Below are 24,532 nucleotides of genomic sequence, written 5' to 3'. Positions count from 1 at the left end.
CTACTGCCACTGCCAGCGAGAGGAGACCACATGTCTGGTGCCGTACCAGGAACGCTGAGGGTGTCCAACGACTGCATCGCGGACCTTGCGGGCTACGCCGCGCTTGAGTGCTACGGCGTCGTCGGCATGGCCGAGATCGACGAGCAGGCCGGCGTCGCGCGCCTGCTGCCGTCCTTCAGGCTGCGGAAGGGCATCGACGTGGCCGCGTCGGGCGGCCGCGTGAGCGTGGACCTCCACGTGATCGTGGAGCAGGGCGTGAACATGTCCTCCGTCGTCGGCAACCTCTCGAGCTCCGTGAAGTTCCTGCTCAAGCAGATCGCCGAGCTGGACAACGTCGACGTACACGTGCACATCGAGGGCCTGCGCAACGCGCGCTAGGCACCCGCGGACAACGGACAAGATAGAGGTTCCGAAGATGATATCCACCACCATCCGCACGTGCTTCCCGGTGGCAGCGAAGGTCGTCGCTGACCGCGCCGAGGAAATCAACAAACTCAACGTCTTCCCCGTGCCCGACGGGGACACCGGCACCAACATGTCCCTCACGCTCGGTACCGTGGTCAAGGAGGTCGAGGCCCTGCCGGCCGACGCCTCGATGGAGGACATCGCCAAGGCGATCACCCATGGCTCGCTCATGGGCGCGCGCGGCAACTCCGGTGTCATCACGAGCCAGATCCTGCGCGGCATCGCCGAGGGGCTCGTCGAGGCCAAGAACCAGGACCACCCCACGCCCTCCGACATCGCCCACGCCTGGCGCCGCGGCGTCAAGGTGGCCTTCAAGGCCGTCCGCAAGCCCGTCGAGGGCACCATCCTCACCGTCCTGCGTGACGTCTCAGCCAAGGCCGACCAGCTCGAGAAGACCAAGGGGCTCGACGTCCACGACATGCTCGACGCCCTGGTGGTGGAGGCCTACGAGTCCGTCGCCCGCACGCCCGACCTGCTGCCCGTCCTCAAGGAGAACGGCGTGGTGGACTCGGGCGCCTTCGGCTTCGCCGTTTTCCTCGAGGCCTTCGTGAACGCCGCCGAGGGCAAGTCCGGCGAGCTCACCGACTTCAAGACCACCGTCGACGCCAAGGCCGACGTCTCCGCCAAGGTGGCCATCGAGCTCAACGACGACTGGGAGGGCTCGGAGTTCCGCTACTGCAACGAGTTCCTCTTCAAGGCCGAGAAGCCCTTCGACGTGGACGAGGCCCTGGCCCACCTGGCCACCCTCGGCGACTGCGAGCTCATCGTGGGCTCCTACCCCGACTTCAAGGTGCACGTCCACTCCAACGAGCCCAACCGCGTGCTCGAGTACATGCTCCAGTTCGGCCAGGTCTACGAGGTCTTCATCCACAACATGGACATGGAGTCCCACGACCGCACCGCAAAGATCGCCGCGGACCAGGCCGCCGCGGCCGGTGCCGGCGAGAAGGACGCGGGCCCGCGCAAGGCACTCGGCTTCGTGGCGGTGGCCGCCGGATCGGGCGAGGAGGAGATTCTGCGCTCGCTCGGCGTGGACGTGGTGGTCTCCGGCGGCCAGACGATGAACCCCTCCACCGCCGACATCCTCTCCGCCATCGAGCAGGCCAACGCCGACAACGTCATCGTGCTGCCCGGCAACGGCAACATCCGCATGGCCGCCGAGGCCGCGGCCTCGGCCTGCGAGGACTGCAAGGTCGCGGTGGTCCCCACCAAGACCGTGCTCCAGGGCTTCTCGGCCATGTTCGCCGTGGACCCGGAGGCCTCCCTGGAGGACAACGCGGCCGCGATGACCGAGGCCATCGCCGACGTCCGCGGCGGCGAGGTCACCACCGCCGTGCGCGACTCCCAGGCCGCAGACGGCAGCCCCATCCACGCCGGTGACGTCATGGGCATCCAGGACGACTCCATCGAGGTGGTGGGCAGCTCCGTCGAGGAGGTCACCCTCGAGCTCATCAACCGCATGCAGGACGAGGAGGAGGGCGACTCGCTCACCATCCTCGCCGGCCAGGACATGGACGACGAGTCGTTCGACCGGCTCGTGGCGGCCATCGAGGAGGCCCAGCCGGACCTCGAGGTCGACCCGCACCGCGGCGAGCAGCCCCTCTACCCCGTGATTTTCTCGATCGAGTAGGCGCGTGGGGGAGCGCCTCGCCATACCAGCGGCAGCGGAGAGGGCGCAGCGAACCTGCGCCCTCTCTGACTCTGTGTCGAGGCTGCGCTACGTCTCCGGCGCGCGCGAGGCCGCGCTCGAGCGCCTCGGCATCCGCCGCGTGCGTGACCTGCTGCTCCACATACCCCACCGCTACCTCGACTTCACCCACGTGACCAAGATCGCCTACGCCGACGTGGGCTCCGAGGCCACGGTGGTGGCCATCGTGGACCGCGTGAACCTCAAGCGCCCCAAGCCGCGCATGCAGATCGTGGAGCTCTCCGTGGTCGACGAGACGGGCGTGCTCATGGCCACGTTCTTCCGCCAGCCCTGGATCGCCGAGCAGGTCAGGGTCGGCGACCGCGTGGCGCTCTCGGGCAAGGTCACCTTCGCCTACGGCTTTCGCCAGATGAAGGCCCCCTTCTACGAGGTGGTCGAGCGTGCGGCGTCCGCCGTCGCGCCGTCTGAGGCCGGAGGGGACGACCCCCGCCCGCAGTTCTGCAGCCGGGGCGTGTCCCTCGCCCCGGCGAAGCTGTCTGAGGACGGGGGTCGTCCACTCCGGCCCGCTCAGGCATCGCCCGGCGAGAAGTACGCGCGCGTGCTGCCGGTGCACCCGGTGGGGGAGGGCGTCACCGCCTCCTGGATGCGTCGAATCGTGGCGGCCGCCCTGGCCGACGTGGGCGACGTGGCCGACTGGCTGCCCGCGCGCCTGGCCGCGGGCCACGGCCTCATGACGCTCGCGCGCGCCCTGCGCGAGGTGCACTTCCCGTCCTCGATGGAGGCGGCCGGCCAGGCGCGGCGTCGGCTCGCCTACGACGAGCTGCTCTGCCTGCAGCTCGCGCTCCTCACGCGCCGGCAGATCGAGCTCTCCGGCGTGGAGCCCACCTGCCACGTGCCGGACGGCCCCCACCAGCGCGCCCTTCTCGCCGCGCTGCCCTTTGAGCTCACCGACGAGCAGCGCACGGCCGCAGACGAGATCCTGGCCGACATGGCGGCCCCGCACGTGATGAACCGGCTGCTCCTGGGCGACGTCGGCACCGGCAAGACCGCCGTGGCCGCGGTGGCGCTGGCCGCCGTGGCGGACGCCGGCACCCAGGCTGCCGTCATGGCGCCGACCTCCGTGCTCGCCCGCCAGTACGCCGAGAAGCTCGGCCCGGTGCTCGACGCGGCGCACGTGAGCTGGGCTCTCGTGACGGGCGCCACGCCCGCCGACGAGCGCGCCCTCGCCGAGGGGTCGCTCGCCCGCGGGGAGACCACCGTGGCCTTCGGCACCACGGCGCTTCTCTCCGAGGGCGTCGAGTTCGCCGCGCTCACCCTCGTGGTCATCGACGAGCAGCACCGCTTTGGCGTGGACCAGCGTGCCGCCCTGCGCCGCAAGGGTGCCGGCGCCGACCTCCTGGCCATGACGGCCACGCCGATCCCGCGCACGCTCGCGCTCTCCCTCTACGGGGACGTCGAGCTCTCCCGCATCCGCCGCCGCCCGCGCGCCGGCGCCGGCGTCACCACCCACGTGATCGCGCCGGGCAGCCTCGACCTCGCCTGGGGCGCGGTCCGCGACGCCGTGGCGGCGGGGCACCAGGCCTACGTCATCTGCGCGCTCGTGGACGACGCCGACGACGGCTCGGAGCTCGAGGACGTTCCCGAGTCGCTGCGCTCCGGGGGCTCGCGCGTCCGCTCGGCCGTCTCCATGCTGGAGGAGCTGCGCGGCCAGATCATGCCGGACGTGAGCTCCGACCTGCTCACCGGTAGGATGTCAGCCGCCGAGAAGGACCTCGCGATGGAGCGCTTCCGTGCCGGCAAGACGCAGGTGCTCGTTGCCACCACGGTGGTGGAGGTGGGCGTGGACGTGCCCAACGCCACGGCGATGGTCGTTCTCGACGCGGACCGCTTCGGCCTGGCGACCCTCCACCAGCTGCGCGGGCGCGTGGGCCGCGGGGACGTGCCTGGCACGGTCTACCTCTGCTGCGCGGCAAGGCGCGACAGCCGCGCGCGCGAGCGCCTGGCCGCCCTCGAGGCCACCTCGGACGGCTTCGAGCTCGCCGAGCTGGACCTGAGGCTGCGCCACGAGGGCGAGGTGCTGGGGTACCGCCAGAGCGGCGGGGTCTCGCTAGAGATCTCTGACCTGGACGCGGACCGCGACCTCGTGGAGGCGGCCCACGCCGACGCCCGGGAGCTCGCCGGGCAGGACCCGCGCCTCGCCGCGCCCGCCCACCGGGCGATGGCGCTCGAGGTGCGCGACCGCTTCGGCGCCTACTTTGACGAGCTGGAACGGGCATGAGGAGGGACGCATGAGGATCGTCGGGGGACGGTGGCGCGGGCGCGCCATCGAGGCGCCGGAGGGGCGCGGGACCACGCGGCCCACCACGGACCGCACGCGCGAGCAGATCGCCTCGATGGTGCTCTCCGCGCGCGGGCTCGACCTCACGGGGGCGAGCGTGCTCGACGCCTTCGCGGGCTCGGGCGCGATGGGCCTGGAGCTGCTCTCGCGCGGGGCCGCGCGGGCCACGTTCGTCGACCACGACCGCCCGGCCGTCGCGCGCATCCGCCGCAGCGCCGCCGCGCTCGGGGCCGCACGGGACGAGGTGCGCGTGGTTGCCGGCGACGTCTTCTCGCTCGCCGCGCGCGGCCTTGCGGGCGCGCCCTTCGACGTCGTCTTTCTCGACCCGCCGTACGCCGTCGAGGCCGCCCGGGTCTCCGCGCTCGTGGACGCGCTCGAAAAGACGGGCCAGCTCGCCGAGGGGGCCGTCGTGGTCTACGAGCGCTCCGCCAGGGCGGACGGGCTCGTGTGCGCATGCCTCGAGCCGGTGAGGACCAAGACACATGGGATCAGCGCCGTGGACCTGCTGGTCGCACGGGGCGGAAGGGAGCGCGCGTGAGCGCCGACACCATTACGCACGTCGTCGTTCCGGGGACCTTCGACCCGGTGACGCTTGGACACATCGACGTCATCCGCCGCACGCGCCGGCTCTTCCCGCGCGTGACCGTGGCCGTGGCGGCCTCGGCCAACAAGAACGGGCGGGGCACCACCTTCACGCTCGACGAGCGCGTGGAGATGATCCGCGAGGCCCTCGCGCTCGAGGGCCTGCCCGACGACATCGACGTCCAGCCCTTCACCGGGCTTCTCGTCAGCTTCTGCTCCCAGATCGGGGCCGGCGGGGTGGTCAAGGGCCTGCGCGCCATGACCGACTTCGAGTACGAGCTGCAGCAGGCCGACCTCAACAGCCACCTCTCGCCGGAGATCGAGTCGGTCTTCGTCATGTCGAGCCCGGAGTACGGCTACGTCTCCTCCTCGATCGTGCGCGAGATCGCCTCGATGGGCTCCGACGTGAGCATCCTCGTGACCGCCAACGTGGCCGAGCGCCTGCGCGAGCACTACCGCTCGTAGCGCGGGCGCGCGGCGCCGCGCGCCCCGCGGCGCGTTCGCGTCCGACACCCGCTCAGCGCCTCGCGCGCCCTCGCGCGCCTGTGACCCGTGCCCTGTGCCCGAGCCGCGCCCCGTGCCGCGCGCCCCTTGCGCCGGAATCGCCGGGGTTGTGCGTTCGCGCCCCGCGTCCGAGCCCCTTGCGCCGGAATCGCTGGGGTTGTGCGTTCGCGCCGCCTGAATCGCATGGGTTGTGCGCGGCGCCGCGCACAGACGCCGTTCTTCTCGCACCCAAAGTACACACTCCCGCGGAATCCCGCGCGCCCACCCCGAGGCACGCAACCCCGCGGAATCCCGCGCGCCCACCCCGAGGCACGCAACCCCGCGGAATCCCGCGCGCCCACCCCGAGGCACGCAACCCCGCGAAATCCCGCGCGCCCACCCCGAGGCACGCAACCCCGCGAAATCCCGCGCGCCGGCAGCGACTGGCACCGACCGGCAGCGGGGAGACGTGTGCGTAATCGTTGACTCACCGAGCCGTTTCGTGATATGTCCTGCAATCTGCTACCATGCTAGGGAATGGGCCAGGGGAGTCTGCTCCCGATGAGTCACGCGAAAGGAACCTTACATGCAGCCAGGTGAGGAAATCGAGAGCTTGGTCGACGAGCTCGAGCAGATTGTGAACGAGGCCAAGTCCCCCATCATGGACAACGGCACCAAGAAGATTATCGACGCCCAGGACGTCTATGAGATCCTCGACGAGATTCGCCGCGTCTTCCCGCAGGAGTTCGCGGACGCCCGCCGCATCCTCAAGGAGGAGCAGGAGACGCTCGACCGCGCCCAGCAGCAGGCCAACTCCATCATCGCCGACGCCCAGCAGCAGGCCGTGATCCTCGCGGGCGACCAGGAGATCGTGCGCATCGCCCAGCAGCAGGCCGAGGGCATCCGCGACCAGGCCGCCCAGTATGAGCGCGACACCCGCTACAACGCCGAGGAGTACGCCGACACCGTGCTCGCGCACCTCGAGGAGAACCTCAAGAGCCTCACGAGCTCGGTCACGCGCGTGCGCCAGACGCTCGACGAGAACTCCGGCCCGCGTAACACCACCAACAACGTGCCCTGGTAGCGTCTGCGATGGACCCGATCATCATTGCCATCGACGACCGCCTCGCCAACCCCGGCGACACGTGGTCGGTTGCCGGCCACCTCGACGAGAAGGGCTACTCCCTCGGCGACCACGACTTCTCCCTGCCTGACGGCATGGACTACGACGTGGTGCTCACCAACGCCGGCGAGGGAATCCTCGCGACGGGGCTCCTGCGCGCCCACGTGGTGGGCACCTGCGACCGCTGCCTCGAGGAGGCGACCTTCGACGTCGCCGCCGAGGTGGACGAGTACTACCTCTTCGAGGAGCCCGTCGACGTGGCGGACGACGAGGACGAGGCCGACTACGAGCTCGTCTCCGCGGACCGCACGATCGACCTCTCCGGGGCGCTTCTCGCCGCCCTGGTGATGGAGACGCCGTTCGTGGTGCTGTGCCGCGAGGACTGCCGCGGCCTCTGCCCGGTCTGCGGCGCCAACCTCAACGAGGTGGACTGCGGCCACGCCGCCCAGATCGAGGCCGAGCGGGAGCGCGACCGCATGGAGGCGTCGCCGTTTGCGGCGCTGGCGGCGCTCGACCTCTCCGGCTCCGGGGACGACGCCGACGACGCGACTGGTAAGGACGACGAAGCGGCCGGCGGCTCCACGGAGGAGTAGGCGGGGCCCGAAGTCCTTCTCGCCGGGGCAGCGGCCTGCGCGTGAGTGAAGAATTGCTGATTGCGTGCACTTTGCCGGGAGGCGTGCTATAGTATCGCCTTGCATGATTCTGGCGATAGATGCGCACCCCGCCGCGAGCGTGGGCGTAGGTTCGTGACAAGAGAGGTTTGACCATGGCAGTACCCAAGCAAAAGAAGGGCCGCAGCGCCACCCACACCCGTCGTTCGGCCAACAGCAAGCTCGCGGCCCCGGCGCGTTCCGTCTGCCCGCAGTGCGGCGCCCCCAAGCTCCCGCACCACGTGTGCCCCAACTGCGGCTACTACAAGGACCGCGAGGTTATCGTCACCGAGTAGTCCTCGGGACAAGCGCTGAAGCCGCGGCCGGCCCCTCGGGGTCGGCCGCTTTGCTGTGTCGCGGGCCTTCTTGAGGTCCTTCTCGACGGCGCTGCCCGTCCGGTCTGCCTCCGTTAGGAATCGCGGCATGTTTGGTTCGCGGGAATAGGGTGATCAACGTCTGCGTTAAGAATAGCGGCATGTTTGGTCCGCGGGAGCGGGGCGGCCAACGCCTGCGTTAAGAACCGCGGCATGTTTAGTCCGCGCGGGCAAAAGGTGCGGCAAAAGCTAACCAAATGGGGGCCAAACGAACTAAGGAGCGCCAATTCCTAACGGCGGCTTGCCGTGATGCGCAGGCCGGGTCGTGACGCTGGCTGCGGCCGTGACGCTGGCGAGAAGGACGGCGAGAAGGACGGCGAGAAGGACGGCGAGAAGGACGCGCGTCCGCCCATTGCGTCATAATGAATGGGCATGTGCGAGGGCTGCGCGGTCGTCGGGGCGGCGCGGCCACTAAGGAGGAAGCATGACCACGATCTGCGTTGACGTGATGGGCGCGGACAAGGAGCCCGCCGTCCTGCTGGAGGGCGTGGCCCAGGCGCTTGCCGACGACCCCGAGCTCGAGGTGCTCGTCGCCGGCGACGCCGAGGTGGTGGAGCCGTTCGCGGCCTCCCACGACCGCGCGCGAGCCCTCGTGACCACCCAGGTCATCACGATGTCCGAGCACCCGGCCAACGCCGTGCGCCAGAAGAAGGACGCGAGCATCGTGCGCGCCGCCGCCGCGGTGCGCGCCGGCGACGCCGACGGCCTCTTCTCGGCCGGCTCCACCGGCGCCGTGCTCACGGCGGCCACCTTCGGCGTGGGGCGCATCAAGGGCGTCAAGCGCCCCGGCCTCTGCCTGCCGTTCCCCGGCATCTCCGGGCGGCCGACGGTCTTTCTGGACATGGGCGCCAACGCCGACGTCAAGCCCGAGGTCATGGTACAGTTCGCGCACATGGGCCGCGCCTACTCGCGCGAGGTGCTCGGCGTGGAGGACCCGCGCGTGGGGCTGCTCTGCAACGGCTCGGAGGACACCAAGGGCTCCGAGATGGCGCTTGCCTACCACGCGGCGCTCGCGGAGGGCAACTGCGGGTTCGCGGGCAACGCCGAGGGCACGGACCTGCTCGCCGGCACGTTCGACGTGATCGTGGCCGACGGCTTCACCGGCAACGTGGCGCTCAAGTCCATCGAGGGTACGGGCAAGTTCGTGATCAAGCGCCTCAAGGCCGCGATGGAGGAGTCGCTCACCAACAAGATCGGCATGGCGCTCCTGGCCAAGTCGCTCAAGGCCCTCGCCGCCGAGATGACCGGCGACGAGTACGGTGGCGCCATCCTGCTGGGTCTGCGCGCCCCGGTGGTCAAGGGCCACGGCGCCACGAGCGCCCAGGCTGTGCGCATGGGCACCCACGCCGCCGCGCGCGCCGTCCGCGCGCACCTGTCCGAGCGCATCGCCGAGGCCTGCGAGCTCTCGTCATAGGGCGGCCCCGCGGCCGACGGGCCGCCGCATTTGATGGCGCCCACGCCCCGGCCCGCCGCACCCGGGAGCGCCCACGCCCCGGCCCGCCCGCCGGCCCGCGCCCCGCGCGGGCGCCGGAGACGGGGTAGAATCTGATGGAAGCCGCCGGGCCGGAGGGCCCGGCCACAGGCGGGGCCGCGCGCCCCGAACGCAAGGAGGACAGCCATGGACCGCGACGCAATTCTCGCCAAGGTCATCGAGGTCACCGAGGATACGCTCTCCCTCGGCGACGACGTCACGCTCACCGAGGACACCAACCTGAAGGAGCTCGGCGCCGACTCCTTCGACCTGCTCGAGCTCGTGACCTCGCTCGAGGACGAGTTCTCCGTCACCTTCTCCGACGACGCGGTGAACCAGATCCCCACCGTGGGTGCGGTCGTCGACGCCATCCAGCGGGCCCAGCAGTAGGGGGCCCGTTCGTTGAAGATGTGCGAGCGGGTGGCCGCGGCCGAGAAGATCTGCGGCCACCACTTCGACAACCAGGACCTCATCGTCGCGGCGCTTACGCACCCCTCGGCCGTGGAGGGGCGGCCCGTCTCGGCCTCCTACGAGCGCCTCGAGTTCCTCGGTGACTCCATCCTCGGGGCCATCGTGGCCACCGACCTCTTCGAGCGCTTCCCGGATATGGATGAGGGTGCGCTCACGCAGGCCAAGATCAGCCTCGTCTCGGGCAAGATGCTCTCGAGCGTGGCCGGCCGCCTCGGCGTGGCGCCGCTCATCGTGATGGGGGAGTCCGAGCGCGGCACCGGCTCGCGCGGCATGCACTCCGCCCTGGAGAACGTCTACGAGGCGCTCGTGGGCGCCCTCTACCTGGACGCGGGGTACGGCGCCACGCACGCCTTCGTCATGGAGACGCTCGGCCCGGAGGTGTCCCCGGCGCTCGCGCGCAAGCCCATCAGCCCCAAGTCCCGCCTGCAGGAGGTCACCCAGCGCGACCTGCACTGCGGCCCGGAGTACAGGCTCGTCTCGGAGGAGGGTCCGGCCCACGACCCCACCTTCACCTCGGTCGTCCTCGTGGAGGGGCGGCGCGTGGGGCGCGGCGTGGGCTCGTCCAAGAAGTCCTCGGAGAGTGCGGCGGCGATCGACGCGCTCGTGCGCCTCGGCTACGCCGAGCAGGGGGACTTTGAGGGCGCCGGGACCACCAACTAGCGCAGGCAAGAGGCAGGAGAGGCTCCGCGTGTACCTGAAGTCGCTCACACTCAAGGGGTTCAAGTCGTTCGCCGACCGCACCCAGATGGCCTTCGATCCCGGCCTCACCGTGGTGGTGGGGCCCAACGGGTCGGGCAAGTCCAACGTCTCCGACGCGATCCTGTGGGTCCTTGGCGAGCAGAGCGCCAAGCAGCTGCGCGGCCAGGCCATGGAGGACGTGATCTTCTCGGGCTCCTCGGCGCGCGGCGCGGTGGGCGTGGCCGAGGTCACCCTCGTGCTGGACAACTCCGACCACACCCTCCCCATCGACTTCAACGAGGTGGGCATCACGCGCCGGATGTACCGTTCCGGCGAGTCCGAGTACCTCATCAACGGGGCGCCGAGCCGCCTCATGGACGTCCAGGACATCCTGCACGACTCGGGCCTCGGCAAGGACACCCACTCGATCATCTCCCAGGGCAAGCTCGACTCCATCCTCTCGAGCCGCCCCGAGGAGCGCCGCTCCCTCATCGAGGAGGCGGCCGACATCTCCAAGCACCGCCGCCGCAAGGAGCGCAGCCAGCGCAAGCTCGTCTCGATGGACGACAACCTCGCCCGCGCCAAGGTGCTCTCGCGCGAGATCTCCCGCCAGCTCAAGCCCCTCGAGCGCCAGGTCGACAAGGCCCAGCGCGCCCGCGCGCTTGAGGACGAGCTCAAGGGCCTCGAGGTCCAGCTGGCCGTGGACGACCTGCGCCGCCTCCAGGAGAGCTACGGGAGGCTCCAGGCGCGCGGCAAGGAGGCCGACGCCGCCATCGAGCTCGCCCAGTACCGCTATGACGAGAAGAGCCGCGAGCTCGAGAAGCTCCAGTCGCTGCTGGAGCAGAAGGGCCTCTTTGTGGGCGACCTCGGCGAGCAGCGCCGCCGCATGCAGGACCTCCTCGGCCGCATGGACTCCGACATGCGCCTGCTCGAGGAGAAGGGCAAGAACATGGTCTCGCGCCTCTCCGACATGCGCATGCAGCTCTCCGCCTCCCAGAAGCAGCGCGCCGACGCCGCCTCGGAGCACGAGCGGGTGGCAAGCGAGCTCTCGGACCTCGGGGTTCGCGAGAAGGACCTCAAGGCGTCGGTGGCCGCGCTCTCCGAGGCCTCCCACAAGGCCGTCCAGCGCCGCCGCGCGCTCGACGACGAGATCTCGCGCATCACGGCGCAGGAGCGTGCCGCCCGCTCCGAGGCGGACCGCGAGACGCTCGCCTACGCCAAGCTCGAGGACCAGATCTCCAACGCCGAGGTCGAGGACCAGATGTTCGCCTCGCGCCTCGACCAGCTCGAAGACGCCGTGAGCACCGCCGAGGAGGCGCTCGCCGAGCGCTCCGAGCGCGCGGACGCCCTCGAGGGCGAGCTTGCCGCCGCGCGCGGGCGCGCCGACGAGCTGGCCGCCGAGATCAGGGACGCCACCGCCGAGCTCGAGCGCGCCCGCACGGCGGAGGCTCAGGCGCGCACGGCGCTCTCCTCGGCCACGGCGACCCTCGACGCGCTGCGCTCCGTGGACGCGGACGTGGAGAAGGCGAGCCCGCTCGTGGCGGCGCTTGCCGAGGGCGAGGCCGACCGCGTGGAGTGCCGCCTCGCCGACCTCGTCGACGCCGACGCATCGGTGGAGACGCTCGTGGAGCAGCTGCTCGGCGACGACCTCGCTGCGCTCGTGGTGGCCGACGCCGACGCGGCGACCGCCCTTGCCGAGCGCGCGCTCGCGCTGGCGGGCACCGAGGGCCGCGCCGCCATCGTGGCGCGCGCGGGCTCCGGCCCAGTCCCGGCCGCAGACGCCCCGGGCACCCCGCTCGTCGACCGCCTGCGCGTGTCCGACGAGGCCCGCCCGCTCCTGAGCGCCCTCTTCGGCGGGGTCCGTCTCGTCGAGGACGCCGCAGCTGCCGTGGCGGCCCACGCCGCCGCTCCCTCCTGCACCTACGTGACTTTCGACGGCGCGACGGTGCTACCCGACGGGCGCGTCCGCGTGGGCGCCGCCCGCACGAGCGAGGCGGGCGCCCTCGAGCGCAAGCGCCGCATCCGCGAGCTCGAGGGGGGCATGGCCGAGCTCGAGCGCGCCGAGAGGCTCTCCTCCGCCGAGGCCCGCGACGCCGAGCTCGCCCTCGCCGAGGCCCGCGACGAGGCCGCCTCCGCCAAGGGCGAGGTGGCGCGCCTCACCGCCGAGCTCTCCTCGGCGACCTCCGAGCGCGGGCGCCTGGAGGCCCAGCTTGCGAGCTCCCGCTCGGAGCGCGCCCAGGTTGCCAAGCGCCGCGAGGCCGCGGCGGAGAAGGCGGCCGACGCCCGCGGGCAGATCGAGGGGCACCGCGCCGCCGCGCGCGAGGCGCGCGAGCTGGCAGACGAGCTCGCCGCCACCCTCTCCGAGCGCAGCGACGACCACCAGGAGGCCATCGCCGAGCAGGGCAAGGCGAGCCGTGCGCTCTCCGATGCCCGTCTCGAGCTCGCCATGGTCACGGAGCGCCGCGGCAACCTCGAGTCCCGCGTGGCGGAGCTCGCCGCCCGGGTGGGGGAGCTCGACGAGCTGATCGTCTCCACCGAGCGCTCCTCGCGCGCCCTCGAGGTCGTGCGCCTGCGCGTGGACCCGCTCCACGACCGCTACGACGCCATCCGCGAGCGCGCCCTCGAGTGGGCCGCGCGCCTCAAGGACCGCGCCTCGCTCGCCGAGGCGGACTCGGACTCCCTCAAGCGCACCATCGGAGGCGCGCGCGAGGCCGTGAGCGCCGCCTCCGCCGAGCTCGACGCCGCGCGCTCCGCCGCCTCCGACGTCAAGGTCGACCTCGGCAAGCTCGAGGTGCAGGTGGAGGGCGCGATCAACGCGATCGTGGCCACCGGAGCGGTGCTCGACGAGGCGCTCGAGCTGCCCGAGCCCGAGGACCGCGACGCCGCCGAGCGCCGCGTGGCCTCCCTGAAGGCGCAGATCGAGTCCATCGGTCCGGTCAACGCCGTGGCCATGGACGAGTACCTCAGGCTCAAGCAGCGCGCCGACTACATCAACGAGCAGGTGGCCGACCTCGAGAGCGCCCGCGCCTCCCTGAAGAAGATCACCGCGGCCATCGACCGCAAGATGAGGAACCGCTTCCTCACGGTCTTCTCCAAGGTCAACGAGAACTTCTCCGAGATCTTCTCGCTGCTGTTCCCGGGCGGGCGCGCCCACATCGAGATGACCGACCCGGACAACCCCGCGGACACCGGTATCGAGATCGTGGCCCAGCCGCGCGGCAAGCGGCTCTCCAAGATGATGCTCATGAGCGGCGGCGAGAAGTCCCTCACGGCCCTCGCGCTGCTCTTTGCGGTCTACAAGGTCCGTACGGTGCCGTTCTACGTCTTTGACGAGGTTGAGGCCGCCCTCGACGACTCCAACCTCTCCAAGCTGCTCGACGCGATCGAGCGGCTCAAGCAGACCACGCAGCTCATCGTGATCTCGCACCAGCGGCGCACGATGGAGCAGGCGGACGTCCTCTACGGCGTGTCGATGCAGGCCGACGGCGTGAGCCGCGTGGTCTCGCAGCGGCTCGACCGTGCAACCGGAAAGGTGGTTGATGCCTAAGATGGGTCTTCTCGACAGCCTGAAGGCCGGCCTCAAGCGCTCGCGCGAGGCCATCAACGAGATCTTCTACATGGGCGGCGAGGTTGACGAGGACTTCTGGGAGGACCTCGAGGACACGCTCGTGATGGGCGACATGGGTGCCGAGGTCGCCATGCGCGTGACCGACGACCTGCGCGAGCAGGCCGCCCGCGAGAACCTCACCCGTGCCGACCAGCTGCGCGACGCCCTGGCGCGTCGCCTGGCGGCGGAGTTCCCCGCAGCGGGGCGCGACCCGTTCACCGACCTACCCTCCTGTGTGCTCTTCGTGGGCATCAACGGGGCGGGCAAGACGACCACGGTGGGCAAGCTCGCCGGGCGCGCCCGCGAGGCCGGGATCCCCTGCGTGATCGGCGGGGCGGACACCTTCCGCGCCGCCGCGATCGAGCAGCTCGAGGTCTGGGGCCAGCGTGCGAGCGTGGACGTCATCACGCGCGACCGCGGCGCCGACCCCGCGAGCGTCTGCTACGACGTGGTGGAGGAGGCCGAGCGCCGCGGCTCGAGGCTCGTGCTCATCGACACCGCCGGGCGCCTGCACACCTCCTCCGACCTCATGCGCGAGCTCGCCAAGGTGGTGAACGTCACGCGCAAGCGCTGCCAGTCGATGCCGGTGAGCGTGGTCCTCGTGATCGACGCCACCACCGGCCAGAACGGCCTCAACCAGGCGCACGAGTTCAACGACGCTCTCGAGCTCGACGGCCTCATCGTGACCAAGCTCGACGGCACCGCCAAGGGCGGTATCGCGCTTGCCATATCCAGCCAGCTGAGCCTGCCCATCTACCGCATCGGCGTGGGCGAGGCCCTCGACGACCTCCAGACCTTCGACGCGCTCGACTTCTGCCGCGCGCTCGTGGGCGAAGGGATGTAGCCATGTTCAACTCCCTCTCCGACCGCCTCCAGGACACCTTCGACAAGCTCCGCGGCAAGGGTCGCCTCACCGAGGACGACATCAACCTCGCCATGCGCGAGATCCGGATGGCCCTGCTCGAGGCCGACGTCAACTACCGCGTGGTCAAGAGCTTCGTGGCCCGCTGCAAGGAGAAGTGCCTCACGGCCGAGGTGCTCGACTCCCTCACGCCGGCGCAAAACGTCGTGCGCATCGTGCTCGACGAGCTGACGGCGCTGCTCGGCTCCACGGAGTCCAAGCTGACGCTCGCCCAGAACCGCACGCCCAACGTGATCATGCTCGTGGGCCTGCAGGGCTCGGGCAAGACCACCGCGGCGGCCAAGCTTGCCTACCTCCTCAAGGGGCAGGGCCACAGCCCGCTTCTGGCCGCCTGCGACACGCACCGCCCCGCCGCGGCCGACCAGCTCGCCACGCTCGGCGCGGAGATCGGCGTGCCGGTCTTCCGCGGGGACGGCGTCGACGCGGTGGCGGTTGCCTCCGGCGCCATCCAGGAGGCCGTCGACCACCTGAACGACATCGTGATCGTAGACACCGCGGGCCGCCTGCAGATTGACGAGGAGATGATGCAGGAGGCCGTGGCCATCAAGCAGGCCGTCCGCCCGGACCAGATCCTCATGGTCGTGGACGCGATGACCGGCCAGGACATCGTCAACGTGGTCACGGAGTTCGCCAACCGCGTGGACTTCGACGGCGTCATCATGTCCAAGCTCGACGGCGACGCCCGTGGCGGCGGTGCGCTCTCCGTGCGCGAGGTCACCGGCAAGCCGATCAAGTTCGTCTCGATGGGCGAGAAGCCCGACTCGCTCGAGGTCTTCCACCCCGACCGCATGGCCAAGCGCATCCTGGGCATGGGCGACGTGGTGGGCATCATCGAGCAGGCCCAGAAGGTCGCCGACGAGCAGCAGATCGAGGACGCCGAGCGCATGCTGCGCGAGGGCTTCACGATGGACGACCTGCTCTCCCAGATGCAGCAGATCCGTAAGATGGGCGGCCTGCAGAAGATCATCGGCATGATCCCGGGCATGGAGCGCGCGCTCTCGCAGGTGCCCGCGGCCGGCATGGACGACTCCCAGCTCACCCGCATCGAGTCGATCATCCGCTCCATGACGCGCGAGGAGCGTGCGCGTCCCAAGATCATCAACGGCCAGCGTCGCAAGCGCATCGCCCAGGGCTCCGGGAGGAGCGTCCAGGAGGTCAACCAGCTCATCAAGCAGTGGTCCGAGATGAACAAGATGATGGGCAAGATGCGCGGCATGGCCCAGCAGATGGGCGGCAAGGGAGGCCGCAAGGGCCGGCGCGCGATGCAACAGATGATGCGCAACATGGGCAACATGGGCGGCGGCAAGATGCCGTTCTAGCGGCGGCCGCAGAGTCTAGCGACGGCCAGGGAGGCTTCCTAGCGCTGCGGAGCGTCGCATAGACGTTCTGGATGGCGCACCCACAGGCTCTTGATCTGTGGGTGCGCCTTTTTTGCGCGGTTGGGAGGGCTCACTTCCGCGCCTTTTAGGTGCACTTCTCAAGTGCACTCCCTCTTCGGGAGAACTCCTGCATTTCTCAGGTGCACTCGTCAAGTGCACTGACAAACCCGCTCAAAACGCGTTAAGTGCACCGAGAAGAACGTTTTTCTCGTCAAGTGTACCGAGGTATGGGTGCACTTGAGGGGTGCACCTGGGATGTGGGTGCACTTGACGGGTGCACCTGGGCCGGGGGGCGCACACCTAACGAGTGCGCCTGCGGCAGGGACCGTCAGGGCGCGCCTGACGTGCACCTGGGGGGACCGACCCCCCTAGTTGTGAATGACGACGGTGTCGCCCACGCGGGCGACGTCGTAGAGCGCCTGGCCGTCCGCGTAGCTCATCCTGATGCAGCCGTGGCTGCCGTTCCAGGTGTAGATCTGCCCGCCGAAGACCGACTGCCACGGCGCGTTGTGGAACCCGATGAGGTTGCCCACCACGCCGAGCCAGAAGTCCACGTGGCTGTCCCACTCGGGCTCGCCGGTCGCCGGGTCGATGGGCCCCTTGAGGTTGATGTCGCCGTCCACGGCACGCGACTTGCGGTTGGTGATGGCCCAGACGCCGGTGGGCGTGGCGTTGCCGAGGCTGGGCTGGCCCGTGGTGATGTCGGCCTGCCAGATGACGGCGCCGTTCTCGTCGTACATGATTGCGTGCTGGGCGGTGAGGTCGACGTCGATGTAGCGCGCGCCCCAGTCCTGCCCGCCGTCGGTGGGCACCTGCGCGGCCGTCTGGAGCGTGGGAATCTCGATCGTGGAGGGCTGCCCGGTCTGGATGGCGGCCGCGACCTGCTGCGCCGCCGCCCCGCCGTCGATGATCCAGCCGTAGGTGCTGCGGCCGTACTGGGCGTCGCCGTCGTTCACGGTGAAGGTGGCGCCGTCGGGGCGGGTGTAGGTGCGCTCGGTGCCCACGGTATCGAACATCTGGGAGAGCTCGCCGTGGCCCCAGTCGTCGATCGCGGCGGTGTCCAGGGAGACGGAGAAGTCGTCGCCGATGGTGACCCACCCGGCGATCTGCTCGGCGGTGACGTCGTAGGCGTGCTGCCCGCCGAGGTTGAGGGTGACGGTGCCCGCCAGGTAGGAGTTGGCGGTGTCGAGAGCGCTGGTCAGGGAGTCGGCCACGTCGAGGCACTCGTCGCCGAGTTCGATGCTCTCCTGGCGCTGCCTGAGCCCCTCGGAGACGTGCTCGGTTACGGCCGCGGCGTCGAGGTGGTTGGCGATGGCCCCCTTGTCGAGCACGAACTGGGCCTGCTCGGCGTCGTAGGAGATGCCCGAGCCGGCGTCAGCGTTGGCCTGCTTGACGGCGTCGACCGCCTGCTGGACGAGCGTGGAGAGCGCGTCCTCGTCAAGAGAGACGCCCGCCTCGGCCGAGATCGTGCGCCGCTGGGTGAGCTCGTAGGGCCAGGCCCAGGCGTTGACCTGCGCGATGGCGGAGCGTGCGTAGCTCTCCCCGTCGCAGGCCAGCCCCACCTCGGAGCCCTTGACGTTGAGGTCGATGCCGTCCCCGGTGACGCGGGACTCAAAGTCTCCGAGCGAGGCGCTCTTCTCGGCGGCCACGTCGTCGACGGTGCGCCAGGAGACGTCGGAGCTGTCGAGCGTGGTGCCGGGCATGAAGACGAAGGAGCTGAAGGTCACGACGCCCCCCGCGTACGCCACGGCGAGAAGGGCCAGGATGACGACGGGGATGATCCAGAGGCGCCGCCGACGCCTGCGGGCGGGGCTGGCCTTCTTGCTTGTCTGCTGCATGTGACTGGGCATCTGTCTACCTCGTAGCGTGTTCCTGCCCGCCGGCGCGAGCGCGCCGGCGAGTTGTCATAGCATATGTACGTGTGATGATACACCGACAGGAGAGGGAGTCCCCGTGGCAAGGGTCATACGTGTCAGTTCTCTGGACGACCGCCGCCTCGACGTCTACGCGCGCCTGACCGAACATCAGCTCAGAAACCGTCTCGAGCCCGGGGAGGCGACGGTCATCGCGGAGTCGCGCCTGGTGGTCGAGGTGGCGCTCGAGTGCGGGGCCCGCCCGCGCTCGTTTCTCGTGGACGAGCGCGACCTCGCGTCGAGCGCGGACGTGCTCGCACGAGCGGGCGACGACGTGGACGCCTACGTCCTCCCGCACGAGGAGGTCTCCCGCCTCACCGGCTTCAGGATGACGCGCGGGCTCATGTGCGCGCTGCACCGCCCGTCCGAGCGCACGGTGGGGGAGGTCGTCTCCGGGGCGCGCCGGGTGGCCGTCCTCGAGGACCTCGTGGACGTGGCCAACGTCGGCGCGCTCTTCCGCAGCGCCGCGGCGCTCGGGGCCGACGCGGTGGTGCTCTCACCGCGCTGCGCGGACCCGCTCTGCCGTCGGGCCCTGCGCGTCTCCATGGGCTGCGTCCTCAAGCTGCCCTGGGCGCGCGCGACGGCGGGGGAGTGGCCCGAGGCCACGCTCGATGGCCTGCGCGCGCAGGGCTTCACGGTGCTGGCGCTCGCGCTGACGGAGGGCGCGGTGCCCCTTGACGACCCGTCGCTGCGTGCCGGCGAACGGCGTGCGCTCGTCTTTGGTACGGAGGGCACCGGCCTGGCGAGAAGGACGCTCGACGCATGCGACCGCAGCGTCATCATCCCCATGGGGCGCGGCGTCGACTCCCTCAACGTTGCCGCCAGCTCCGCCGTCGCCTTCTGGCAGCTCTTCCGCTAGGCGGCCACACGCGCTGCGCCACCCCCCTCAGCCCAAACTCCCGCGGCCCCGAGCGGCGCGCGACGCCCTCGCGCCCAAGCCGCCCGCACCGCCGACGGCCTCAGCACGCCCCGAAACGTGGAAGACCCTCCCTCACGCGATTTCTGCGAAGCAGTGAGCAGTGAGGGAGGGCCTTCCACGTTTCGGGGCCGAGAGGGCTACTCGGCCGGCTTGGGCATCTTGGGCGCGAAGCCGTCGTCGTGGGTGAGGATGTTCATGAACTCCTCGCCCGTGATGGTCTCCTTCTTCTGGAGGTAGTGGGCGATCTCGTGCAGCTTGAAGCGGTTCTCCTGGAGGGTGCGCAGCGCCGTCTGGTGCCCCTCCTCCACGAGGGCCTGCACCTCGGCGTCGATCTCCTGCGCGGTGCCCTCGGAGCAGGTGAGCTGCTGGCCGCCGCCCAGGTAGCGGCTCGCGGGCTGGCCCAGCTGCACCATGCCGAACTTGTCGGACATGCCGTACTGGGTGACCATGGCGCGCGCGAGCTGCGTGGCCTTCTCGATGTCGTTGGAGGCACCGGTGGTCATCTCGCCGAAGATGAGCTCCTCGGCCGCGCGGCCGCCGCAGAGCACCGCGATCTTGTCCTTGGCCTCCTGGCGCGTGGTGAGGAAGTGCTCGTCCTCCTCGACCTGCATCGTGAAGCCGAGCGCGCCCGAGGTGCGCGGGACGATCGTGATCTTGGAGACGGGCGCCGAGCCCTTCTGCGTGGCCGCCACGATGGCGTGGCCGGTCTCGTGGTAGGAGACAACCTCCTTCTCGTGCTGGGAGAGGACGGTGGACTTCTTCTTCTCGCCGGCGATGACCACGTCGACGGACTCGAGCAGGTCCTCCTGCGTCACGCGGCGGCGCCCGTAGCGCACGGCGCGCAGGGCGGCCTCGTTGATGATGTTGGCGAGGTCGGCGCCCGAGGCGCCCGGCGTGGAGCGCGCCACGACGCCCAGGTCGATGCCCGGCTCCATCTTCACGTCGTTGGCGTGGATCTTGAGGATGGCCTCGCGGCCCGTGAGGTCGGGCAGCTCCACCGGGATGCGGCGGTCGAAGCGGCCCGGGCGCAGCAGGGCGGGGTCGAGCGACTCGGGGCGGTTGGTGGCCGCGAGCACAACGATGCCCTTGTGGTTGTCGAAGCCGTCCATCTCGGAGAGCAGCTGGTTCAGGGTCTGCTCGCGCTCGTCGTTGGAGGAGAGCGAGGTGTCGCGGCGCTTGCCCACGGCGTCGATCTCGTCGATGAAGACGATGCAGGGCGCCTTCTCGGAGGCCTGCTTGAAGAGGTCGCGCACCTTGGCGGCGCCGCGGCCCACGAACATCTCGACGAAGGCCGAGCCCGCGATCTGGAAGAACGTGACGCCCGCCTCGCCGGCCACGGCCTTGGCCAGCAGCGTCTTGCCCGTGCCCGGAGGGCCCACCAAGAGCGCGCCGCGCGGGCAGCGCGCGCCGATCTCGTTGTACTTCTCGGGGTTCTTGAGGAAGCTCACGATCTCCTCGAGCGACTCCTTGGCCTCGTCCTGGCCGGCCACGTCCTTGAAGGTGACGCCGGTGTCCTCGCCCTTGATCTCCTTGGCGTTGGACTTGCCCAGGCCGCCGCCCATGCCGAAGCCGCCGCCCCCGCCGAAGTTCATCGAGGGGCCGTCGTCCCCCATGGCCTTCTTCATGCGGCGGTTGAGCCACCAGCCGATGCCCAGGAAGATGAGGATCGGCAGGCCGTAGGAGACGAGCATCAGGAGCAGGAAGTCGTTCGAGGTGTCCTGGATGTTGGAGACCATGTCGACTTTATGCTCGTTGAGCAGCTGGGCGGTCGACTCCTCGGTGCCGTTGAACAGCACCGTCGAGTAGAGCTTCTGGGAGTCGCCCTCGCCGGTGGAGAAGGTGACCTCTGGGTTGCCGTAGATCGACTCGACCTGCGTGACCTCGTTGTTCTCGACCATGTCGACGAACTGGCTGTAGTCGACGTGCTCGACCCGGCTGGCGGTGAGGCCGTTGCCGAGCGCCTGGCTGATCGCGAGGTACGCGACGATTGCGATCAGGATGTAGAGCAGCATCGAGCGCCGACGCTTGTTCTCGTTCATGTCCATCGTGTTCCGTTGCCCTTCGTGTCGTCCTGTCGGGGGCCGGCTCGTGCCGGCGAGCGACCGCCCGGCGCGAACCCATGGGTCTTTGATACCCAAGATTACCGCGTCGCACTCCCGGCACAAAGAATCCACCTCATCGGGGCCGCGAGCGGCCGCCCCGGCCGGCGAGAAGAACCTCGGGAGCGCCGCGCTCTCGCGTGACCGTCGCGCGCGGACGTGCTACCATCCTCAACACAGGCGATGACGGGGAGAGTAGCCCGGGTCGCGCGGCCCAGAGAGAGCGGGGACGGTGGGAGCCCGCGGCCGCGTCCGTGCGAAGATCACCCCCGAGCCGCGGCCCCAAAGCGGGGAGTCCGGGCGGGAGGTCCTTCTCGCCGGCGCACCCCGCAAGTAGGCGTCGCCGGAGTGGCCGCCGAGACAGGCCAGCCGAGTAAGGCGGAGATCCGCTCGCTGGGTGGTTCACAAGCGAAGTGCCGTGTGAGAGCGCTTCGTCCCAGCATGTGGGACGGGGCGCTTTCCTGCGTTCCGGGGAGACGAAAGGACGAGGCGTGGCGAAAAACGAGTACAAGAAGACGACCAACCTCCCGAGCACGGGCTTTCCCATGCGCGCGAACCTGGCCGCCAACGAGCCCAGGCGGCTCGCGGCCTGGGAGGAGAACGACGTCTACGGGCAGCTCCTCAAGAAGAACGAGGGGCACGACAAGTTCGTGCTGCACGACGGCCCCCCGTACGCCAACGGCCCGATCCACCTGGGCCACGCGCAGAACAAGATCTCCAAGGACATCATCAACCGCTACTGGTCCATGCGCGGCTACCAGACGCCGTACGTCCCCGGCTGGGACTGCCACGGTCAGCCCATCGAGCACAAGGTGGAGACCATGCTCGGCACGGAGAAGTTCAACGAGCTTCCCACCGAGAAGGTCCGCGAGCTCTGCCGTAAGATGGCCGTCGAGCAGGTGGACACCCAGCGCCAGGGCTTCAAGCGCCTCGGCGTGCTGGGCGAGTGGGACAACCCCTACCTCACCTACGTCCACGACTACGACGCCACCGACATCGAGATCTTCAAGGAGATCTTCGACGCCGGCATCATCACGCAGGGCTCCAAGCCCGTGCACTGGTGCACCCACTGCCACACGGCCCTCGCCGAGGCGGAGATCGAGTACGGCGACGAGGTCAGCCCGGCCATCTTCGTGCGCTTTGAGATGACCACGACCCCGGCGGGCCTGGAGGCCTGGGAGGGGCGCCTGTGGGTGGACATCTGGACCACGACGCCCTGGACGCTGCCGGCGGACGACGCCGTCATCTGCCACCCCGAGGCCACCTACGTGGCGCTCGAGGTGGACGGCCGCGCCGAGATCGTGGCCGAGGCGCTCGCCGTGCGCTGCGCCGAGAAGTTCGGCTACGGCGAGGCGAGGCTCGTTGCCGGCGCCGACGGGCAGCCCTGGCGCGCCACCGGCGCCGAGCTCGCGCACAACCGCTACAAGCAGCCGATCTTCGGCGACCAGGGCGAGACGGGCGAGTTCATCTACGCCGACTACGTGACGCTCGACGACGGCACCGGCATCGTCCACTGCGCGCCCGGCCACGGCGTCGACGACTACCTGGCCGGACAGAGGTTCGGCATCCCCACGGTCATGCCCGTCGACGACGACGGCCGCTTCTTCGTGGGCGACGGCATGGGCACGGGTGGCCCGTGGTCCGGCATGGACGTCAACGAGGCCAACCCCAAGATCATCGAGTGGCTGCGCGAGCGCGGCACGCTCATCCTGCACGAGGACATCAACCACAGCTACCCGCACTGCTGGAGGTGCAAGGAGCCGGTCATCTTCCGCGCCACGAGCCAGTGGTTCGTCTCAATGGACAAGCCCATGCGCGGCGGCGCGAGCCTGCGCCAGAAGGCCCTTGAGGAGCTCGAGCGCGTCCGTTTCTACCCGGCGCACGCGGTCAAGCGCATCGGCTCGATGGTGGAGGGCCGCCCGGACTGGTGCATCAGCCGCCAGCGCAACTGGGGCGTGCCCATCCCTGCCTTCACCTGCCAGGACTGCGGCGAGACCGTCATGAACGACGACACGCTCGACGCCGTGATCGCGCTCTTCCGCGCCAAGGGCTCCGACGCCTGGTTCACCGATGACCCGGCGAGCTATCTCGGTGACGCCTGCGTCTGCCCCAAGTGCGGCGGGCACCATCTCAAGGCCAACCGCGACATCCTCGACGTGTGGTGGGACTCCGGCGTCTCCCACACCGCCGTCTGCCGCCATCGCGACTACCTCAAGTTCCCGGCCGACATGTACCTCGAGGGCTCCGACCAGCACCGCGGCTGGTTCATGAGCTCGCTCATGACGTCGGTGGGCGCCTACGGCGTGGCCCCGTACAAGTCCGTGGTGTCCCAGGGCTTCACGCTCGACGGCCAGGGCCGCAAGATGTCCAAGTCCCTCGGCAACGTGATCGACCCCAACAAGGAGTGCGACACGCGCGGCGCCGACATCGTCCGCCTGTGGGTGGCCTCGGTGGATACCTCCACCGATGTCCCCTGCGACGACCAGATCCTCGACCACGTGGGCGAGGCCTACCGCCGCTTCCGCAACACGCTGCGGTTCCTGCTCGGCGAGATCGAGGGCCAGTTCGACCCGTCCACCGACGCCGTGGCCTACGACGAGCTGCTTCCCTACGACAAGCTGACCCTGGCGCGCCTCTGCCAGGTCCACGACCAGGTGAGCGCCGCCTACGAGTCCTACCGCTTCAACGTGGTCTACCGCACCCTCTACGACTACGTGATCGGCGACCTCTCCAACGGCTACCTCAACGCCACCAAGGACCGCGTCTACTGCGGCGAGAAGAACTCCTTCGAGCGCTGCAGCGCCCTCACGGTCTGGGCCCAGATCCTCTCGATGCTCGTGCACGACCTGCAGCCCATCCTGGTCTACACCACCGACGAGGTCATGGGCTACCTGCCCGCCTCCCTGCGCGACGGCCAGGAGTTCGCGGCCCTTCTCGACTGGTACCAGGCCCCCTGGACGGCCGAGCAGTACGAGCCGTACCTGGCCACCTACGAGGCCGTCGTCGAGGCCCGCGCCGCCTTCACCAAGGCCTACGAGACCGCCGTGGCCGACGGCACGCTTGCCGAGAAGACCACGCAGGCCGCCCGCGCCACGCTGACGGCGCCCGCCGAGCTCTACGCTCTGCTGGCCGGCGAGCGCGGCTGCGACCTCGCCGAGCCCTTCGTCTGCTCCGAGGTGGAGCTCGCTGAGGGCGACGAGCTCTCCTGCGCCGTCGCACCCGCCCACGGCGAGAAGTGCCCGCGCTGCTGGAACTTCCGCGAGCTCGGCGACGACGGGCTCTGCCCGCGCTGTCACGACGCGGTGGCGACGCTCGGGGACGCGGAGTAGGCGTGGCCCCTCTTCACGACACACGCGCGGGGTCGGGCGGCGCCCAGGGCTCTGCTCAGGGCGCTGTCTCTGGCGCACCGC

Annotated in this window: 18 protein-coding genes; 16 read left to right on the top strand and 2 right to left on the bottom strand. The window is 70.1% G+C overall.

The genetic code is table 11. From position 1 onward, the window contains the following. Window positions 1-30 precede the first annotated feature (30 nt). From H9X80_RS04425 to ffh, 14 genes are all read left to right on the top strand, one after another. The gene (locus H9X80_RS04425) at window positions 31-378 is read left to right on the top strand and encodes an Asp23/Gls24 family envelope stress response protein (RefSeq protein WP_204793137.1); all 348 of its coding nucleotides are present in this window, start codon (window positions 31-33) and stop codon (window positions 376-378) included. A gap of 37 nt (window positions 379-415) precedes the next feature. Beyond that, window positions 416-2,095 (top strand): DAK2 domain-containing protein, encoded by a 1,680-nt coding sequence (locus H9X80_RS04420; protein ID WP_204793136.1) that lies wholly within the window; start codon window positions 416-418, stop codon window positions 2,093-2,095. Window positions 2,096-2,099: 4 nt separating this feature from the next. Continuing rightward, on the top strand, window positions 2,100-4,391 hold the full coding sequence (locus tag H9X80_RS04415; RefSeq protein ID WP_204793135.1) for a helicase-related protein: 2,292 nt from the start codon (window positions 2,100-2,102) through the stop codon (window positions 4,389-4,391). Between the two features lie 10 nt (window positions 4,392-4,401). Continuing rightward, entirely contained in the window at window positions 4,402-4,989 is a 588-nt protein-coding gene (rsmD, locus tag H9X80_RS04410) for a 16S rRNA (guanine(966)-N(2))-methyltransferase RsmD (protein ID WP_204793134.1), read from the top strand. Beyond that, on the top strand, window positions 4,986-5,498 hold the full coding sequence (gene coaD, locus H9X80_RS04405) for a pantetheine-phosphate adenylyltransferase (protein WP_342590865.1): 513 nt from the start codon (window positions 4,986-4,988) through the stop codon (window positions 5,496-5,498). Before rsmD ends, coaD begins: the two co-directional genes overlap by 4 nt. 604 nt (window positions 5,499-6,102) lie before the next feature. Then, window positions 6,103-6,600: an ATPase gene (locus H9X80_RS04400; RefSeq protein WP_204793132.1), complete on the top strand. Its 498-nt coding sequence runs from the start codon at window positions 6,103-6,105 to the stop codon at window positions 6,598-6,600. Window positions 6,601-6,608: 8 nt separating this feature from the next. Beyond that, entirely contained in the window at window positions 6,609-7,232 is a 624-nt protein-coding gene (locus H9X80_RS04395) for a YceD family protein (protein ID WP_204793131.1), read from the top strand. Window positions 7,233-7,405: 173 nt separating this feature from the next. After that, window positions 7,406-7,585 (top strand): 50S ribosomal protein L32, encoded by a 180-nt coding sequence (gene rpmF / locus H9X80_RS04390; RefSeq protein ID WP_204793130.1) that lies wholly within the window; start codon window positions 7,406-7,408, stop codon window positions 7,583-7,585. Window positions 7,586-8,087: 502 nt separating this feature from the next. Further along, window positions 8,088-9,077, top strand: a complete 990-nt coding sequence (gene plsX / locus H9X80_RS04385; protein ID WP_204793129.1) for a phosphate acyltransferase PlsX — start codon at window positions 8,088-8,090, stop codon at window positions 9,075-9,077. Window positions 9,078-9,281: 204 nt separating this feature from the next. Further along, window positions 9,282-9,524 carry an acyl carrier protein gene (locus H9X80_RS04380; protein ID WP_204793128.1) on the top strand — a complete coding sequence of 81 codons (243 nt, stop codon included), beginning with the start codon at window positions 9,282-9,284 and terminating at the stop codon, window positions 9,522-9,524. 12 nt (window positions 9,525-9,536) lie between these two features. Continuing rightward, window positions 9,537-10,265, top strand: coding sequence for a ribonuclease III (gene rnc / locus H9X80_RS04375; RefSeq protein WP_204793127.1), 729 nt, complete (start codon window positions 9,537-9,539; stop codon window positions 10,263-10,265). 28 nt (window positions 10,266-10,293) lie between these two features. Beyond that, a complete protein-coding gene (gene smc, locus H9X80_RS04370) occupies window positions 10,294-13,830 on the top strand; it encodes a chromosome segregation protein SMC (RefSeq protein ID WP_204793126.1) in 3,537 nt (1,178 codons plus the stop codon). Window position 13,831: 1 nt separating this feature from the next. Beyond that, complete coding sequence (ftsY, locus tag H9X80_RS04365) at window positions 13,832-14,734, top strand: signal recognition particle-docking protein FtsY (protein ID WP_204793169.1); 903 nt, start codon at window positions 13,832-13,834, stop codon at window positions 14,732-14,734. A 2-nt stretch (window positions 14,735-14,736) separates the two neighbouring features. Beyond that, on the top strand, window positions 14,737-16,131 hold the full coding sequence (gene ffh, locus H9X80_RS04360) for a signal recognition particle protein (protein ID WP_204793125.1): 1,395 nt from the start codon (window positions 14,737-14,739) through the stop codon (window positions 16,129-16,131). 428 nt (window positions 16,132-16,559) lie between these two features. On the opposite strand, the gene H9X80_RS04355 is transcribed toward ffh, so the two are convergent. Next, complete coding sequence (locus H9X80_RS04355; RefSeq protein WP_204793124.1) at window positions 16,560-18,041, bottom strand: L,D-transpeptidase; 1,482 nt, start codon at window positions 18,039-18,041, stop codon at window positions 16,560-16,562. Between the two features lie 103 nt (window positions 18,042-18,144). Here H9X80_RS04355 and H9X80_RS04350 point away from each other — a divergent pair, with 103 nt between their 5' ends. Beyond that, window positions 18,145-18,963 (top strand): TrmH family RNA methyltransferase, encoded by an 819-nt coding sequence (locus H9X80_RS04350; protein WP_204793123.1) that lies wholly within the window; start codon window positions 18,145-18,147, stop codon window positions 18,961-18,963. A 197-nt stretch (window positions 18,964-19,160) separates the two neighbouring features. On the opposite strand, the gene ftsH is transcribed toward H9X80_RS04350, so the two are convergent. Then, window positions 19,161-21,068: an ATP-dependent zinc metalloprotease FtsH gene (ftsH, locus tag H9X80_RS04345; protein ID WP_204793122.1), complete on the bottom strand. Its 1,908-nt coding sequence runs from the start codon at window positions 21,066-21,068 to the stop codon at window positions 19,161-19,163. 599 nt (window positions 21,069-21,667) lie between these two features. On the opposite strand from ftsH, the gene ileS reads away from it, so the two are divergent. Further along, entirely contained in the window at window positions 21,668-24,451 is a 2,784-nt protein-coding gene (gene ileS, locus H9X80_RS04340; protein ID WP_239471616.1) for an isoleucine--tRNA ligase, read from the top strand. Window positions 24,452-24,532: the final 81 nt, after the last annotated feature.

The sequence above is a fragment of the Olsenella profusa genome, assembly GCF_016900315.1.
Lineage (GTDB): Bacteria > Actinomycetota > Coriobacteriia > Coriobacteriales > Atopobiaceae > Thermophilibacter > Thermophilibacter profusus_A.
Note: the sequence above shows the minus strand (reverse complement) of the source record. Positions and strands in the feature narration are given on the sequence as shown.

Coding starts and splice junctions, on each gene's coding strand:
- H9X80_RS04425 (WP_204793137.1), top strand. CDS start 31: ATGTCTGGTGCCGTACCAGGAACGCTGAGGGTGTCCAACGACTGCATC.
- H9X80_RS04420 (WP_204793136.1), top strand. CDS start 416: ATGATATCCACCACCATCCGCACGTGCTTCCCGGTGGCAGCGAAGGTC.
- rsmD (WP_204793134.1), top strand. CDS start 4,402: ATGAGGATCGTCGGGGGACGGTGGCGCGGGCGCGCCATCGAGGCGCCG.
- H9X80_RS04400 (WP_204793132.1), top strand. CDS start 6,103: ATGCAGCCAGGTGAGGAAATCGAGAGCTTGGTCGACGAGCTCGAGCAG.
- H9X80_RS04395 (WP_204793131.1), top strand. CDS start 6,609: ATGGACCCGATCATCATTGCCATCGACGACCGCCTCGCCAACCCCGGC.
- rpmF (WP_204793130.1), top strand. CDS start 7,406: ATGGCAGTACCCAAGCAAAAGAAGGGCCGCAGCGCCACCCACACCCGT.
- plsX (WP_204793129.1), top strand. CDS start 8,088: ATGACCACGATCTGCGTTGACGTGATGGGCGCGGACAAGGAGCCCGCC.
- H9X80_RS04380 (WP_204793128.1), top strand. CDS start 9,282: ATGGACCGCGACGCAATTCTCGCCAAGGTCATCGAGGTCACCGAGGAT.
- ftsY (WP_204793169.1), top strand. CDS start 13,832: ATGGGTCTTCTCGACAGCCTGAAGGCCGGCCTCAAGCGCTCGCGCGAG.
- ffh (WP_204793125.1), top strand. CDS start 14,737: ATGTTCAACTCCCTCTCCGACCGCCTCCAGGACACCTTCGACAAGCTC.
- H9X80_RS04355 (WP_204793124.1), bottom strand. CDS start 18,041: ATGCCCAGTCACATGCAGCAGACAAGCAAGAAGGCCAGCCCCGCCCGC.
- ftsH (WP_204793122.1), bottom strand. CDS start 21,068: ATGGACATGAACGAGAACAAGCGTCGGCGCTCGATGCTGCTCTACATC.
- ileS (WP_239471616.1), top strand. CDS start 21,668: ATGCGCGCGAACCTGGCCGCCAACGAGCCCAGGCGGCTCGCGGCCTGG.